The organism is Blastopirellula sediminis (assembly GCF_020966755.1).
Lineage (GTDB): Bacteria > Planctomycetota > Planctomycetia > Pirellulales > Pirellulaceae > Blastopirellula > Blastopirellula sediminis.
Window position 1 is genome coordinate 344,448 of sequence record NZ_JAJKFT010000004.1, and the last position, 15,651, is coordinate 360,098.

Below are 15,651 nucleotides of genomic sequence, written 5' to 3' on the forward strand. Positions count from 1 at the left end.
AACCCAACGAAATTCGAGCGTTCGACTATTTCCAAAATCGTCGAACGCCAGACAGACAGAGGGAGGTAGTTGATGTATATCCAGCTCATTAGTCTTCATGGGCTCATTCGCGGCGCGAACGTCGAAATGGGACGCGACGCCGATACCGGGGGCCAAGTGAGATACGTGCTGGAATTGGCTCGTAACCTGGCTGCAATGCCTGGAATTGAAGGAGTCGACCTGTTCACTCGCCGCATCAAAGACAAGCGAGTCTCGACTGACTACTCAGAGCCGATTGAAGAGTTGGGCCCGAATTGTCGCCTGGTTCGCTTGCCTTGCGGGCCTAGCCGCTATCTTCGCAAAGAGCGACTCTGGCCCTACGTCGACGAGTTCGTCGACGCGATGATCACCTTCACGCGTCGCGAAGGAAAAACGCCGACGCTCGTGCATGGCCATTACGCCGATGCAGGATACGTCGCGAAGGAAGTCGCTTCGGTCTTTGACGTGCCGTTTGTCTTCACCGGCCACTCGCTGGGCAAGCCGAAGCTCGAATATCTGATGTCGGAAGGATGGACCCGCGACGACGCCGACAAAGAGTTGGCGATGGAACATCGGATGCAGGTCGAGCAGGATTGTCTTTCGGTCGCCGACTTGGTAATCACCAGCACGCGGCATGAGCGGGATCAGCAATACGCCGAGTACTTCAAAGAGGACGATCTGAACTTCAAGGTGATTCCTCCGGGAACCGACCTCGAACGGTTCTTTCCGTATTACGACTACGAGCTGAACAGCAACAACATTGACGAGCAGTTCAAGCAGGCCCGCATGCGAATGCGGCGCGAACTGAATCGTTTTCACTTCGCTTCCGACCGGCCGATGATCTTGGCCCTTTGTCGCCCGGACCGCCGTAAGAATATCAACGCGCTGATTCGCGCTTACGGCGAAAGCAAAGAGCTGCAAGCGATCGCCAACCTGGCGGTTTTCGCCGGGATTCGTGAAGACATCGAATCGATGCCGGAGAACGAGCAAAAAGTTCTGACCGACATGCTGATGGCGATGGATCGCTACGACTTGTACGGCAAGATGGCGATTCCGAAGAACCATAGCTCGGAATTCGACGTGCCGGAACTTTACCGCCTGGCGGCGTCAGGACGGGGCATCTTCGTCAACAGCGCGTTCATCGAACTGTTCGGGTTGACCTCGATCGAGTCGTCTGCGACCGGCTTGCCGTTCGTGGCGACGAAGGAAGGGGGACCGCAGGACATCGCCGAAAATTGTAAGAGCGGCTTCGCCGTCGACGTGACCGACTCGAAGGGGCTGACCGACGCGATGCTGACGCTGCTGACCGATCACGAAAAGTGGGACGAGTTCTCCGCCAACGGCGTGAACCTGGTGCGGAAGCTTTACTCGTGGGAAACGCACTGTCAGCACTACGTCGAAGCGATTCAAGAAATCATCTCTGCGCCATCGCGCACTCCTTCGGCAGTCGGCAAACCGGCGGTCGGACCGCGGATGGTTAACGTCGAGCGGATGTTGATCACCGACATCGACAATACGCTCCTCGGTGACGATCAGGCGCTGGCTCAACTGAAGCAAGTCCTCAAAGACAATCGCTCGCGAATCGGCTTTGGCGTCGCGTCGGGACGTGCCTTGGAGTTGATTGACGACGTGCTGGAGAAGCACGGCATCAAAGATATCGACGTGATCATCAGCTCGGTCGGCGCCGAGATCTACTACGGTCCGGATCGGGTGCCGGTGAAGGGATGGGGAGCGCATCTTCGCTCGCGGTGGAAGCCGGAACGGGTTCATGCGGCGCTTGACGGGTTGCCCTTTTTGCATCTCCAGCCGGAGTCGCATACCCAGCGCGAGTTCAAAATCAGCTACTCGCTCGACGATTCCTTGCCGCCGAAAGAGGCGTTGCCGCTGATTCGGGACGCGTTGTCTCGCACTGGGGTCGCCCATTCGTTGATCTTCTCGCACGGTCGTTACCTCGACATCCTGCCGCATCGCGCGTCGAAGGGAAAAGCGATTCGCTATCTCTCTTCGAAGTGGAACATTCCCCTCACCAACATCGCCACTGCCGGCGATTCGGGGAACGACATGGACATGTTGACCGGCGAGACGGCCGGCATCGTGGTCGGCAATTACGATCCGGAGCTGGAGAAGCTGCGTGAGAGTAAGTCGTCGCGGGTCTACTTCGCGCAGGCCCATTGCGCTGGGGGAATCCTGGAAGGACTGGCCCACTACGGTTTCATTGGATCGCCGACAGCTCACTTGCGGGCGGTTGGCGCGTAGCGAGCCGTCCGAGGCTTATAGTTCCGGCAACTCGAAATCAACCTGATCCAGCGACGAGAAGAGATCGTCCGCTTCGGCGGAGTAGGTCTCTTCGGCCAGGGTCAGGTCCTGAGCGAATTGATCTCCCCACGCGTCCATCGCCTCGACGATCGTCGGCATTGATAGCGTCTCGCGTCGCGCCAATTGCGTTGCGGCCATATCGGCCAGCTTGTCGCTCTTCTGCGAGATTGCGCCGCCGAGCGTTCGCGGAGCGGTCGGCGAGTGGCTCGCGATGCGAGATTCGGCCAACGCGTCAATCTCCCCGCCGAAACGAAACGCGACCTCCGCCGCGATCGCGGCGACTTGGGCCTGAATCGACGTTGCGGAGACTTGGGGAGTGACGTTGCTGACGTCGATCGACGTGGTAACGGAATTGCTTTGCAGCGATTGGGCCGTGGAGGAAACGAGTTCCACGATCGACGCGGAGCTGTTGATCGCGCGCGTCGGCGCTGAAATGCGGAACGACTCCGATACGGTGCTTTTGCCGTTGGTCGCGGCGACCGTGATGATGACGTCGCCGGTGAAATCGGCCGGACGATCGACGATCAGTTGACCATTTTCGACGCGAGCCGTGACGCCGGAGCTCGATTCGACGGCGTTAACCAGTTTGCTCGGATCGTTATAGAAGGCGATGTCGAGGGTCGCGACTCTTTCGCTGGCGTTGAAGTTCCCCTTCCACTTGAAAACGACCGCGTGGTCACCTTCCTTGGTGATGTAGTACCACTGGTAGTTGGCGTCGCGGAGGAACTTTTCCTGATGTCCGTAGGCGTTGTAGCCGTAGTTGGTGCGAGTCAGGAACGGATCGCTGACGAAGTTCGCCTGCTTGTCGAGCGCGTAGGCGCTGGCGTCGCCGACGGCGGTAGCGGCGACCGAGAAGGTCGCCGACGTGTCGCCGGAGAGGTATTCACGCAGGTCGAGCACGTAGCGGGTTTCGCCGCTGGGGAATTGATCGTTGGAAATCGGCGCCAGTTGGAGCGTCTGCGATTCAAATACGACGTCGATCGAACGAATTTCGGTTCCCTTCGAGCCGATGGCCGTGACCGTCAATGAAACGCGACCGGAGAAGCCGTCGCGCGGCATCATGAGCAGCATGCCGGTTTCTGGATCGATCGAAACGTCGACGTCGGCTTGCGGCGTGCTATCGACAACTTGATAGAAGAGACGCGGGTCGTTGTAGTAGGACAGGTCGAGCGTCGCGACGACCGTGCTGCGAACGAAGCTCCCCTTCCAGGCATGCAGCAGCGCGTTTTGTCCGTCGCTGGTGACGAAGTACCATTGGCCATCCGCCGTCTTCAGGTATTTTTCTCCCTGACGCTGAGCGTTGTAGGCGAAGTTGCTCGACTCGAGCCAGTCGTCCTTGATGATCCCATAGTCGTTTTCACCGCTCGTAGCAGTGCTGGCGGTCGTTACCTCGAAACGAGTCGCCCCTTGGGCAAAGTCGTAATGCGACAAGTCGATTTCGAGCGACTCGCCCGCTTTGCCGTTGAACTCTGCCGGAAGCGGATCGAGCACGATCGGGGCCGTGACGTCGATCGAAAAGGACTGCGTCGCGGTCGATGCGCCGTCGGAGACCGAAACGGTAACCTGCACATTCCCGATGGCGGCGCCGGTTGCGTCAAAGCGGAGAACGCCGTCGACGACCTGGACGCTGACCAGGTTTCCGTCTGCGTCAATCGCGGTGACGATATAGGTGAGTGCATCTCCATCGCTGTTCGCGACCGAAAGAGGAATTTCGAGCGATTCGTCTTGTTGCAGCGTCTGATCGTCGATCGGGCCCAGCTCGACCGCGTCGTTGGTCACCGTCACGACGAAGTCTTCCCAGACTGTTTCTCCTCCGCGCGTCGCACTGACGCGAACCGTAAACTCTCCGGTGAAGCCTGCGGGAGGGGTGATCGTCAGGCGATCGGTTTCGGCGTTCCAGGTCGCTTCGGCCGGTACGTCGCCCAGGACTTCTGCGGTAACCGTGGCGCCGGGACTGGTCGCGACGTCCACGTCGACCGTTTCTTGCGAATGGTGAATCGTTACGTCGTCGAGCGGGTCGATCGCCAGCGGCGAAGTGACCGAGAAGTGCAGACTGAATAGGTTGAGCGTACCAACGTCGGAGGCGAACGAGTCGCTCACCCGCAGCGTCCAGGTACCCTCAGTCGACATTCCTTCAAGTAGGGACAGATTACCCGTTGGACGGAAACGCCCGGTGAAGGGGGCCTTGCCGCTGCCGATCAACGTGGCGGCATCGTCGTCGAGGATCGTTCCTTTGAAACCATCTCCCGAGCCGCCGACCGCCGAGAAGAGGGTGATCTGCGTTCCGTTCGGCGCGATCAGCACCACGGTCAGGTCGGAGTCCCATGTGTGGTCGATGTCGAGCCAGATGTCGGCGTCGGCGATTTGAAGGTTGTCCGAAATCGTCAGCGGAATGTCGATCGAACCGTAGGTCGGCAACTTGATCGGCCCGGTCGTTTCGTAGGTCGCAACGTCCGACAGGTCGATTGTGAATTGTCCCGAGATTCCCGTGCCGCCGTTTCCATAAGGATCGGTGACGGCGCCGTCGGCCAACTGATACGAAACGTTCCCATTGTCGTACGGCAGTTGCAGCCAGAACCGAGCGGTGTGATCGTCGATCAGTTCGACTTTCGTGACCGATCCGCTCGAGAGTTGCAGGTCGGCCGTCGACAGGGACGAAGGATCAATCGCTTCGCTGAAGGTGAGTTGCAGGTATTTGGGAATGTCGGAGAGCGTCGCGCCGTCGGTGATGTTGGTATCGGTTACGGTCAGCGGCGCCGCATCGTAGAAGAACTCGCGTACGAACGTCGACAGGGACAAGCCGTCTCCATTGCGCTCGACCGAGCCGGCCAGCAGTTCCATCCGCTGGGCGCCTTGCGTGGTGATCGGCGACTGCGAAAAGTGGAACGTGACCGTATTGCCGTCAACGATCGTCAGGCTATCGGCGGCCTGGCCGTTGACCAAAAAGTCGCTCGCTGCGACGGTCGACGGATCAAAGGCGCTGCTGAAGTCGATCGTGAAGTCGGTAATCGGAGAATCAATCGACTCTCCGTCGTCGATCGACGCGTCGGAGACGCTGAAGTTCAGTTGCTGAAGCGTGCCGAGTGCGTTGAGTCGTCCGCCGGTTGAAACTTTCCCCTGCAAGCTGGCGACGTCGTCGGCTCCGCCCAGAATCGCCGCTTTGATCTGATCCATCGTCGCCGAGGGATTGACCGAGTAAGCGAGCGCGATCACGCCGGAGACGTGTGGCGCCGCCATGCTGGTGCCGCTGAGCGAAAGGTAACGTCCGCGAGTAATCGTACTGACGATCCCGACGCCAGGCGCCGCAATGTCGACGCTATTCGCCCCGTAATTGCTGAAGCTTGCGAGTTGATCATTGGCGTCGGTCGCCGCGACCGAGATCACGTTGTCGAGCCCGTAGTTGGCCGGGTACTGCGGGGTGACGTCGTTGTTCGTCCCGTTATTGCCGGCGGCCGCAACGAACAAGATGTTCTCGTCGCCGCTCGCTTTGATCGCGTTGTAAAGCGCCGAGCTATACTCGCCCCCGCCCCAACTGTTGTTGGTCGCGACGACGTTTACGCCGTACAGCTTTTTCATCATGGTGGCGTAGTTCAAGGCGCGGACGGCGTCGGCGGTGCTGCCGGAGCCGGATGCGCTGAGGAACTTGAGCGCCATGATCGACGCGGACGAAGCGACGCCGATCACCCCTCGCCCGTTGTCGCCTTCGGCGGCAATAGTGCCGGCGACATGCGTTCCGTGCATGTTGTCGTCCATCGGATCGCCATCGTTGTTCAAAAAGTCATAGCCGTAGACGTCGTCGACGAAACCGTTGCCGTCATTGTCGATTCCGTCCCCGGCGATTTCACCGGGGTTGACCCACATGTTGTTGATCAAGTCTGGGTGCGTATAGTCGACGCCGGTATCGATCACGGCGATGACGACGTTCGGATTGCCGGTCGTAATCTCCCACGCTTCCGGCGCATCGATGTCGGCGTCGACCGTGCCGCCGGTTTGGCCTTGATTGTCGAGACCCCACAGGGAGTCCGCCTCGGTATCGCTGGTCGCCAGGTGAGCAGGCAGGAGAGCGTTCGGCTCGAAAGTTTCGACAATCGACTGACCCGCAAGCCAGTCGGTCACTGCACTGATTTCCGCGTCGAACGTGCGAATCAATAATTGTCCGCTCAGTCCGAGCCCGCCGATGATTTCAAATTGGAGCGATGAACCGTCGAGCAGCGACGCCACATCGGCGAGCGACGAGATCGAAACGGCGAGCGACGCATCGAGCTGAATGATCCATTCGTCGTTGTAGACGTCGAGGGTTGTGTTCTCCCAAACGACCTGCGACGTCGACTCGGCGAAGGTCGCGTTGCCGGCGTCGATTTGCGAGTGGGCGGACGTAGAGAGTTGCTCGAACCAGATTGGTGAGAGGAAGTTCGCCGTGTCGCTCGCGAACATTTCGCGCACTTCCAGACGCTCAATCTGACCGTAGGTCGGAGCAAGGGAAATGTTCTTTTTAGGAAGGGGCTGAATCTTCGTCAGCGCGTATCGTCGAAAGATGGACATGCGAGTTGGCGGCGGGATGGAAACGCGGGAGGTTGGGGGAGGAAACGCCCCAAAAGGGCGCAGCCGCGTATCGTCTGGCGAAAATGTCGGCCGCGAAAAGATAGGTCGACCGTCGCGATTGGGCGAAAGGGAATTGAATTCCGCGGCTACTTCGAGGCCGATTGTGCCGCTTGTAGCGATCGAAGCGATGTCGCGCTTTCGTTTCGCAAGCTTCTGCTATTAATGGTCCTGCGTTGGCGCCGTGAGAAACGCATCGATCTCGGCGTCAAAGCGAGACGACCACTTGTGCCCAAGTCCAGGATCTTCGAGCAACGTGGCCGTGCAACCTGCTGCACGGTACTGAGATGCGTCTTGGCGAACCGCATCAATAACCAGATCGCTTGTGCCAACGACGAGCAGGATCGGCGTCATCCGGCCGATGACAAGTTCTTGCGGTTTTGCGCCCGAGTGGGCGACGACGAGATCAATGTCGGATCGCGCTTGCGCCGCCAACTGGGCGAAGGTACCGCCGTTCGACATCCCGACCAGAGCGACGCGATCGGTTTTGAGCTGATTTTTCAACCGGTCAAGCAGACGGTCGATTAGCGGAAGATCGCGATTCTCTCGAAAATCCTCGGGCTTCGCTTTGTGGATATCCCACATTCCCATCCGGGTTTCTGGGTAAACGACATACGCTTTGCCGGCCGCGGCCAAGCGATCGAGTTGCGAATAGGCGGCCATCGATTCCGGCGTGTCGCCGATTCCGTGAAAGACGAGAATGAGCGGCAGCGGGGTGCTGGGAACCGTCTCTGGTACTGCCAATCGATAGCGACGCGTCTCACCTCCCGCGTCGATAGTCTCAAAGGTTACCTGGGCAGAGGGGGATTTCCACCAGAAGGTGAAAACAAGCCCAGCAACGAGCGCTACAACGGCGGCGACAACCAAGGCCAGGCGGAACCGGGGATGAGAGGAAAGCATGTCGATCATTCGATCCCAAAAACGGATTTTTCGCCACATGTTTGGCAAATCGCATCACAAACTGAAAATGCGTCTCATTTGCCTTGTTGAATGGGGAGGACTGCGTGGAAATGATTGACTTTGAGGGATACGGCAAGTAGTATCGCCAACATAGATCTACGCGCGGCGGCCGACGGAGTGGCTGAATTTCTGCTCGCCTTTGAGAATCACTCCATGTTGGAAGAAACGTCGGTATCGAGCCCGTCTCGGAAGAGTGCGAAAAGTGACGTCACTCGCATTCCTCACATCGAACCTCTGTTTGAAGACGTCACCTTCGTCTCGGAATATAGTCGGCTGACCAAACGTTACGCAGGCGCCGACTACGAACCCATTTTGAAGTTTGCGCTGGCCGAGCTAAAGCAGGTCGAACAGCCACGTGTTTTGGAACTGGGACCGGGGCCCGGTTGGATCGGCATCTCGCTGGCGAAGCGTCGCCAAGACATTCGCGTGACCGGGGTCGACATCTCGAGCACCTACGTCGATATCGCCAATCAGAATGCGGCCCAGGAAGGGGTCGACGACCGCGTCGACTTCCGCAAGGGAGACGCATGTCGATTGGACGACTTCGCCGATGGTACGCTTGACGCGGTGATCTCGAATCAAAGCTTCCACTACTGGGAGCCGCCGGGAGACGTGTTGCGAGAAGTTGCTCGCGTGCTGAAGCCGAACGGCATTTTCTGCATCGGCGACGATCGCCGCGACTTGACCTTCATGGCCAGCGTCGTCGTGCTGCTGACGAAGTGGTTTCTGACCGCCAGCGTCCGCGAGAGCTGGATGCGTTCGCTGCAGGGAAGCTTCACCGCTGCCGAAGTGAAAGAAATTATCGAGCAATCGGAATTGAACGGGCACGCAAAAATCAAACTGTATCCCCGCATGTTCTTCGTGCAGGGACGTTTGACCAAGTAATGGTCCACTGTATACAAGAAAGCCTCGCCGGTCGGTGAGGCTTTTTTCATGCGCCTACGCGATCAAGTCTTGCAGCACGCGGCCATGCACGTCGGTTAGGCGACGATCAATGCCGTCATTGCGCACCGTCAGCTTACGATGGTCGATTCCCAAGAGGTGCAAAATCGTCGCGTGCACGTCGTAGACCTGCGTCGGATTGTCGCGATCGAGCGGTTTGTATCCCCACTCGTCGGACGGACCGTAGCTGACGCCTCCTTGGATGCCGCCGCCGCAGAGCCAGTTGGTGAAGACGTACGGATTGTGGTCGCGTCCTTTGCTCCCCTGCGTACTGGGCATGCGACCGAACTCGGTCGTCCAGAGGATGATTGTGTCTTCAAGTAGTCCACGTTGCTTCAAGTCTTGAATCAGCGCCGCCGTGCCGACCGCCATTCCGCGGGCCAGCGGACCATGATCGCGCTGAATATCTTCATGGCTATCCCAATTGCGGCGGGGGAAGCCGTTGTCGTTGCCCGACCAGATCTGCACGAAGCGAACGCCCCGCTCGAGCAACCGTCGCGCGACCAAGCACTTGCGGCCGAAGTATTCCGCTTCTTCCGCCGGGTTGATTTCGGCAGGATACTCGGCCCCGGCGCGGTCGAGCCCGTACATCTTCAAGATGTGATCCGGTTCTCCCGAGATGTCGAGCGCCGCCGGAGCGCTGCTCTGCATCTTAGCCGCCAGTTCGTACGAGCGAATTCGGGCTTCTAAGCGAGAGTCGCCGCTCCGCTCGGCAAGATGCTGCTGGTTCAGCTTCGCAAGCAGTTTCAGTCCTGCCGCGTCGCCGGCGCTGGTCACATAGTCGGCGTGGGCGTGCAGGTCTTCGATCGGGTTGTCGCGCTGCGGAAAAATCGCCGTTCCTTGCGAACTGGCCGGTAAAAATGCGGAGCCCCAGTTCTTCGGACCGTTGCTGGCGAAGCCACGATGATCGGGCAGCACGACGAAGGTCGGCAGATTGTCGTTGATTGAACCGAGCCCGTAGCTGATCCAAGCGCCCATGCCGGGGAAACCGGGACGATCAAATCCGGTCGATTGCAGATAAGTCGCCTGCGAGTGAACGCCGGTCTTGCCGACCATGTTGTGAATGAACGCTATGTCGTCGACGCACGCACCGAGCGGAGCGACCACTTCGCTGATCTGCTTGCCCGACTGACCGTAGGGGGCGAACTTGAAGGGGGACTTCATCCAGGGGCCAAGTCCGTTTTGAAACGCTTCGACATGTTCGCCGAAGTCGGACTTCTCGCCATGATGCTTGTCGAGCATCGGCTTGTGATCCCACAGATCGACATGACTCGCGGCGCCGGCCATGAAAAGCTGCACGACGCGTTTGGCCCGCGGCGGATGATGCAGCACCGAAACGGCGCCCGGCGTTTGGGCCTGCGATTCTTCCTGCAGCATCATCGCCAGCGCGAGACTGCCGAGACCGGCCGATCCTTGGGCGAGAAAGTTTCTGCGACTGAGCATGGGGCGTTTCCGGTTAATCGACAAAGACGAATTCACTGAGGTTGAACAGCAAGCGGCACAGATTGACCAACTGGTGCTGCTCGGCGTAGGCGACCAGTTCCGCACGCTGGGCGTCGGTCGGCTTTTGACCGGTCGTCAACAGGACCGCACGATCGACCTGCTCGGGAAGAGTCGGATATTCTTGCTGCAACCCGTCGGCGAACTTCTCGGCCATCAGCAGATTGAACGGATTGTTAAGTAGCGATAAGGCTTGAAGCGAGGTGAGCGTTTCATTGCGTCGCGGCGTGCTCTGCGAAGAGTCGGCGCAATCGAGCGTGGTCATCCAGGGATCGGGCTGCGAGCGGACGATAAAGCGATAGATGCTGCGACGATGCGAGGCCGGATCCGAGGGATCGAACTTGTGATACTCGTAGTGGGGCGAGTGCTCGGTCTTCTCCAGGGCGAACAAGTAAAAGCCGGGGCCGCCCATCTTGGTGTTGAGGGCGCCGCTGACCGCCAGGATCGAGTCCCGTATTTCCTCCGCTTCCAAACGGCGCCGATTCATTCGCCAGAGATATTGATTTCCCGCATCGATTTCAGCTTGCTCCTCATCATGGGCGGAGGACTGGCGATAGACGTTGCTGGTCACGATCATCCGATGCAGCTTCTTCAGCGATTGGCCATCATCCCGAAACTCGCAGGCGAGCCAATCGAGCAGCTCTGGATGCGTCGGCTTTGCCCCCATCCGGCCAAAATCGTTCGGCGTAGCGACGATTCCATCACCAAAGTGATACTGCCAGATCCGGTTGACGATCGATCGCCAAACGAGCGGATGATCCTTGTCGGTCAACCAACGCGCCACGGCGGCGCGACGTTCTCCTTCCGGCATGTCGGCGGAGAATCGCCAGTTGGAATCGGAAGCGAGGGGCAAGACGCCGGGGGGTAATTCTTCTCGCGGGTTTTGAACGTCTCCTCGATGCAAGAGACGAATCGTCCGGGGCGCGCCTCCGGTCGCTTTGAAGTTCCCCTGCGTCGGGAATTCGGTCGCGGCGGCGTAAACCATCCGGCTTTTGGGAAGTTCCGTGATCTTTCGCTCGATGGAAGCGAGCGACGTTTGCAGTTGAGCCAGCTGTTGCTCGCGCTCTGGCGAAACGAGACGCTTACGTTCGGCAGTCAGTTCGGCGACCTTTGCCCCGCGGTCGGGATTCGGATCGCGGGCCCATTTTCCGTCGGTCAAATTGGTGCGGGCCCAGCGGATGGGCGCTTCGATCGAATCGAGCGAAGTGACCTTGGCGCCGAGAGCGACATTTTCGCCCGCTGCGTTGATCGCTTCGACCTCGGACAGGGCGAGAATGTAGTCGTCTTTCCGCTCCGTTAATTGGGTAGCGGTGACGCGGACAAAGCGGATTGGCTCGGCGGCGCCATCGATCATCAATGGCGTCAAACCTGGATTCGGAAAATCCTCTTTGGTGTGATCGGCGACCGTCACCCACTCTCCCGCCGCTAGGGCGACCTGAACTTGAAAGCGAACCGGAAACCCAAACCCGGCGCCGATGCCGCCGAACTCGTCATGGCAGGGATGAATCGCGAGTTGGGCGATCTTGGCCGGCTGACCAAGATCAACTTCCACCCACTTCTCCGTCGTCGGGCTGGCGACGATCGCGCTGTGATAGCCGAACTCCGGCGTTTTCTCGACCGCGGCCTGCGACTTCAGTTGGGCGAGCGACTTCTCAATTTCCTCGAGTCGTGGTCCGCCGTCTTGTTTGATTTGCTGATCGAGCTTTGCGAGGTCCGACTTGAGTTGCGATTTCTGCTTTTCAAGTTCTCGCTGTTGCTGCAACACCTCGGGAACTTGATCGTAGGGACGTTCGGCTCGATCGATCGCGGCGAAGGCGGCTTGGAGACCGTAGTAGTTTTCCTGTGTGATCGGATCGAACTTGTGGTTGTGACAGCGAGCGCACTGGACCGTCACGCTGCAAAAACTATTGATCACGTTGGAGACGACATCGTCGCGATCGAGATTGCGCGCCACTTTCCCGTCGATCTTCGATTCCGGCACTTCGACATGGCCGATGAAATCCCACGGCCCGGCCGCAAGGAAACCAAGTCCCAGCACTCCGTCCGGCTCGCCTGGGAAAAGAACGTCGCCGGCGATTTGCTCTTGCACGAAGCGGCCATACGGTTTGTCTTCGTTCAGCGAGCGAATGACGTAGTCGCGATAGGGCCACGCGTTGGGGCGAAGCTTGTCTTTGTCGTAACCGCATGTGTCGGCGTACTTGGCGACGTCGAGCCAATGCCGGGCCCATCGTTCGCCGTAATGATCGGACGCTAACAAGCGGTCGACCAGCTTCTCGTAGGCCTGCGGATCGTTGTCTTGCTCAAACGCGGCGATTTCTTCTGGCGTGGGAGGAAGTCCGATTAGGTCGTAGGTGACGCGGCGAATCAGCGTCCGGCGATCGGCCGCGGGCGAAGCATGTAGCCCGCGGTCTTTCCAGGTCTGCAGAATGAAGTGATCAATCGGCGTTCGTGCCCAGCCATCGTCCGCTTCAGGAACCGATGGGCGAACCAGCGGTTGGTACGACCACCAGGTGAAGTCAGCGACGGCCGGTTCTTTCAAAACGAATTCTTCCGGCCATTTCGCGCCGTTATCGATCCACTTGCGGATCACTGCCAACTCGGCCGCCGAGAGGGGATCCGCGTCCTTCGGCATTTCGGCGGTCCCATTGGTGGGCGTGATCAGCTCGACCAGATGGCTCGCCGCTGCGTCCCCTGGTTCGATGTAGCCGTCAGCCAAGGCCGCACTGGCCGATTGCAGGGAAAAATCCCCCTTCGGTTCGGCGCCGCTGTGACAGCTGAGGCACTTCTTTTGCAGAATTGGCGCAACTTCGTCCTGGAAAAAATCGGCGCCCGTTGCGGTACCAAAACCCAGAAAAAGGAGGAGACCCGCAAGGAGCGTGTTTCTGGCGATCCATTTCGGCGTGACGAGCTTCATGGCGGGGATTTCCGGGCAAATCAGGCGGGAGAGGAGGGGGCTTTCTAAGAATTGACCCGATCAGCGGCGAATTGGTACCGAAAAATCGACGCGGGAAGGATTTTCTCGGTACTAAATTGTCGGCGGTAGCGCCATTTTCTAATAGCCACCCGGCGGCTTGCAGTCGTGGCTCCCGCTTGCCAGTTAAAATAGTGAGCGTCACGAACGACGAAGTCCACCTTTTGGCCGGAAATGAACGGCACGCCGTGCACGAAGAGCAGCCCCCACCGACAAGCGACTACGAAGATTTTCTTCGGCTGTTCACGCGAGATCAGCTTCGCGTGTTGGCCTATATCCGCGCGCTAGTGCATGACCATGCGGTGGCGAGCGATGTGTTTCAGGAAACGAGTCTCGAACTGTGGCGGAGCTTTGCGACCTTTCGCCGCGACGAAGAGTTCGCTCCCTGGGCGCTCGGCATCGCACGTCACCAGGTGCTGAAGTATTGGCGAACGCGGGATCGCGATCGGCATGTCTTCAGCGAGACGCTGTTGGCTGAACTTTCGACCGCCGCGATCGACATGGCGCGTGAATTGGAGCCGCGGCAGGAGGCGCTGGACGAATGCGTCGGCTTGCTCAGCGATCGCCAACGCGAGTTAATTCGCTTGTTCTATGGTGAGAACCAGTCGGCCGCCGCGATTGCGGAAGGTTGGAACCGCTCAGTCCATGCCGTTTACAAGTCGTTGAAGGTCATGCGCCGCGCACTGCTGGAGTGCGTCGAGTCGAAGCTCGGAAACGATACGGCGTAATGCCGACCATTGCAGAGAGAACCATCGTGACAAGCTACGAACAAATCCTGGAACTGGCCGATCGGCAATTCGACGGCTCGGCGACGCCAGACGAAATTGCGCAGCTCGAGACGTTGCTCGCCGATGACGCTGGCGCGCAGAAGGCGTATCTCCGTTACGCGCTGATGAATGGCCAATTGCCGCTCTCGCCGCCGGCGCTGGGGAAACCAACAATCGCGCCGACCGAACCAGTCGCCGCGCCGCCGAAAGTCGCTGTACCGAGCCGCCATCGACAGCGATGGTACGTCGGCGTTTGGATGTCGGTCGCAGCTTCGCTATTGATCGCCATCACGATTGGGATCGCGCAGTATGCCGCCAACGAGGAAACGCCTGACGAACTTGCACAATCCAGCTACGACAATCGCCAGCCGCCGCTTGGGATGGTCGGCAAGTTAGGCGCCGACGAACTTGGCCCGATGACGTTGTCGGTCGAGCAAGGGGAAACGGAGTTCGCTTCCAATGGGGGCGCGAATGTGCGGGTCACGGGGCCTGGTATGCTCGGGGTCAATTCGCCCCAAGGGGGCGTTCTCTACAACGGCGCCGTCCATGCGAAACCGGAGAGCCCGGAGTCGCGGTTCTCGGTTACCGCGGCGAATCTGCGCGTCGTTGATTCCGGTACCGAATACCAGGTCGCGATGCTTGATGATCGGCATGTTCGCGTCGAAGTGCTAAACGGCCAGGTCGACGTACAGTCGCGAATTCGGCTACCGCTTTACTATTGGCACTTTGACGATCCGGCCGAAGCGGCCCATTCGGCCGTGGCGGCGATCGCGACGCCCATGACGCTTGGCGAAAAGACGAAGCGCGTGGCCGGCATCATCGGCAGCGGCGCCGTTCGTTTCGACAACACGCCCGCCTCGTTCGTGCAGATCGATGAGGGAACCGGCGGCGAAGTCGGTGAGGGGGGAATGGCTTGCAGCAGCGGCATCACGCTCGAAGCGATGTTCGTTTCCAACTGGTCCGGCAAGCCGTTCGACTACGACGAAATCTTCCGCAAGGAAGATGGCGTCTACCGGATCTTGCTTTCGTTTCAAAATGACGGCGACGTCGGCGATTACGATCAGCCGGAAGTGACGCCGGGGCCTTGTCTCTCGTTTGGTCTGCACATTGAAAAGCAGGGATATAGCGAACTCGATATGCCGCTCGACGGCCGCGATGGTCGACCGACCGTTGCGGAACTGACCGATGGACGTCCGCATCATGTGGTGGCGACCTATGACAGCTTCAGCGGACGCAAGTCGATTTACATCGACGGCGAACTACGCTTCGAACATCAGTTTCCGGTCGGCGGTTTGATCCTATGCGGCGGCCAGGCTCCGGCCGTGATCGGCAATATGTGGCGGATGCAGGAACCGTTTGCTGGCGTGATCGACGAAGTGGCGCTCTATGACTTTCCGCTGACTGCGGACGAGATTAGCGCTCACTATGTAAACGCGTCGATCGGCAAACGTTACTTCGGCGAAGAATCAGGCCCCTTGGCTGCCGGGCGCTGGCGCTCAGTGACGCTGGTGACCGCGGGAATGCCTCGCATCTTCGATAAACAGACGGGCGAGCCGGTTGACGTTCTGATTCCGTAGG

General features: G+C 59.3%; 8 protein-coding genes. 4 read left to right on the top strand and 4 right to left on the bottom strand.

Translation table 11 applies throughout. The features are described from left to right. Window positions 1-72 precede the first annotated feature (72 nt). A complete protein-coding gene (locus tag LOC68_RS05175; protein ID WP_230216448.1) occupies window positions 73-2,274 on the top strand; it encodes an HAD-IIB family hydrolase in 2,202 nt (733 codons plus the stop codon). 15 nt (window positions 2,275-2,289) lie between these two features. On the opposite strand, the gene LOC68_RS05180 is transcribed toward LOC68_RS05175, so the two are convergent. Beyond that, on the bottom strand, window positions 2,290-6,876 hold the full coding sequence (locus tag LOC68_RS05180) for a S8 family serine peptidase (protein ID WP_230216450.1): 4,587 nt from the start codon (window positions 6,874-6,876) through the stop codon (window positions 2,290-2,292). A 219-nt stretch (window positions 6,877-7,095) separates the two neighbouring features. Then, complete coding sequence (locus LOC68_RS05185) at window positions 7,096-7,833, bottom strand: alpha/beta hydrolase family esterase (RefSeq protein WP_230216452.1); 738 nt, start codon at window positions 7,831-7,833, stop codon at window positions 7,096-7,098. Between the two features lie 177 nt (window positions 7,834-8,010). Here LOC68_RS05185 and LOC68_RS05190 point away from each other — a divergent pair, with 177 nt between their 5' ends. Then, window positions 8,011-8,778 carry a class I SAM-dependent methyltransferase gene (locus LOC68_RS05190; RefSeq protein ID WP_230216454.1) on the top strand — a complete coding sequence of 256 codons (768 nt, stop codon included), beginning with the start codon at window positions 8,011-8,013 and terminating at the stop codon, window positions 8,776-8,778. Window positions 8,779-8,832: 54 nt separating this feature from the next. Here the strand turns inward: LOC68_RS05190 and LOC68_RS05195 are convergent, their stop codons facing one another. Continuing rightward, the gene (locus tag LOC68_RS05195) at window positions 8,833-10,278 is read right to left on the bottom strand and encodes a DUF1501 domain-containing protein (protein WP_230216456.1); all 1,446 of its coding nucleotides are present in this window, start codon (window positions 10,276-10,278) and stop codon (window positions 8,833-8,835) included. A gap of 13 nt (window positions 10,279-10,291) precedes the next feature. Beyond that, window positions 10,292-13,249 (bottom strand): PSD1 and planctomycete cytochrome C domain-containing protein, encoded by a 2,958-nt coding sequence (locus tag LOC68_RS05200; RefSeq protein ID WP_230216458.1) that lies wholly within the window; start codon window positions 13,247-13,249, stop codon window positions 10,292-10,294. A gap of 191 nt (window positions 13,250-13,440) precedes the next feature. Here LOC68_RS05200 and LOC68_RS05205 point away from each other — a divergent pair, with 191 nt between their 5' ends. Further along, complete coding sequence (locus LOC68_RS05205; protein WP_230216460.1) at window positions 13,441-14,034, top strand: sigma-70 family RNA polymerase sigma factor; 594 nt, start codon at window positions 13,441-13,443, stop codon at window positions 14,032-14,034. 26 nt (window positions 14,035-14,060) lie between these two features. After that, window positions 14,061-15,650 carry a LamG-like jellyroll fold domain-containing protein gene (locus tag LOC68_RS28480; RefSeq protein WP_230216462.1) on the top strand — a complete coding sequence of 530 codons (1,590 nt, stop codon included), beginning with the start codon at window positions 14,061-14,063 and terminating at the stop codon, window positions 15,648-15,650. The last annotated feature ends 1 nt before the right edge of the window (window position 15,651 follow it).

Bases quoted from the DNA above. Each gene is read 5' to 3' on its own strand.
- LOC68_RS05175 (WP_230216448.1), top strand. From the start codon at position 73: ATGTATATCCAGCTCATTAGTCTTCATGGGCTCATTCGCGGCGCGAAC.
- LOC68_RS05180 (WP_230216450.1), bottom strand. From the start codon at position 6,876: ATGTCCATCTTTCGACGATACGCGCTGACGAAGATTCAGCCCCTTCCT.
- LOC68_RS05185 (WP_230216452.1), bottom strand. From the start codon at position 7,833: ATGCTTTCCTCTCATCCCCGGTTCCGCCTGGCCTTGGTTGTCGCCGCC.
- LOC68_RS05195 (WP_230216456.1), bottom strand. From the start codon at position 10,278: ATGCTCAGTCGCAGAAACTTTCTCGCCCAAGGATCGGCCGGTCTCGGC.
- LOC68_RS05200 (WP_230216458.1), bottom strand. From the start codon at position 13,249: ATGAAGCTCGTCACGCCGAAATGGATCGCCAGAAACACGCTCCTTGCG.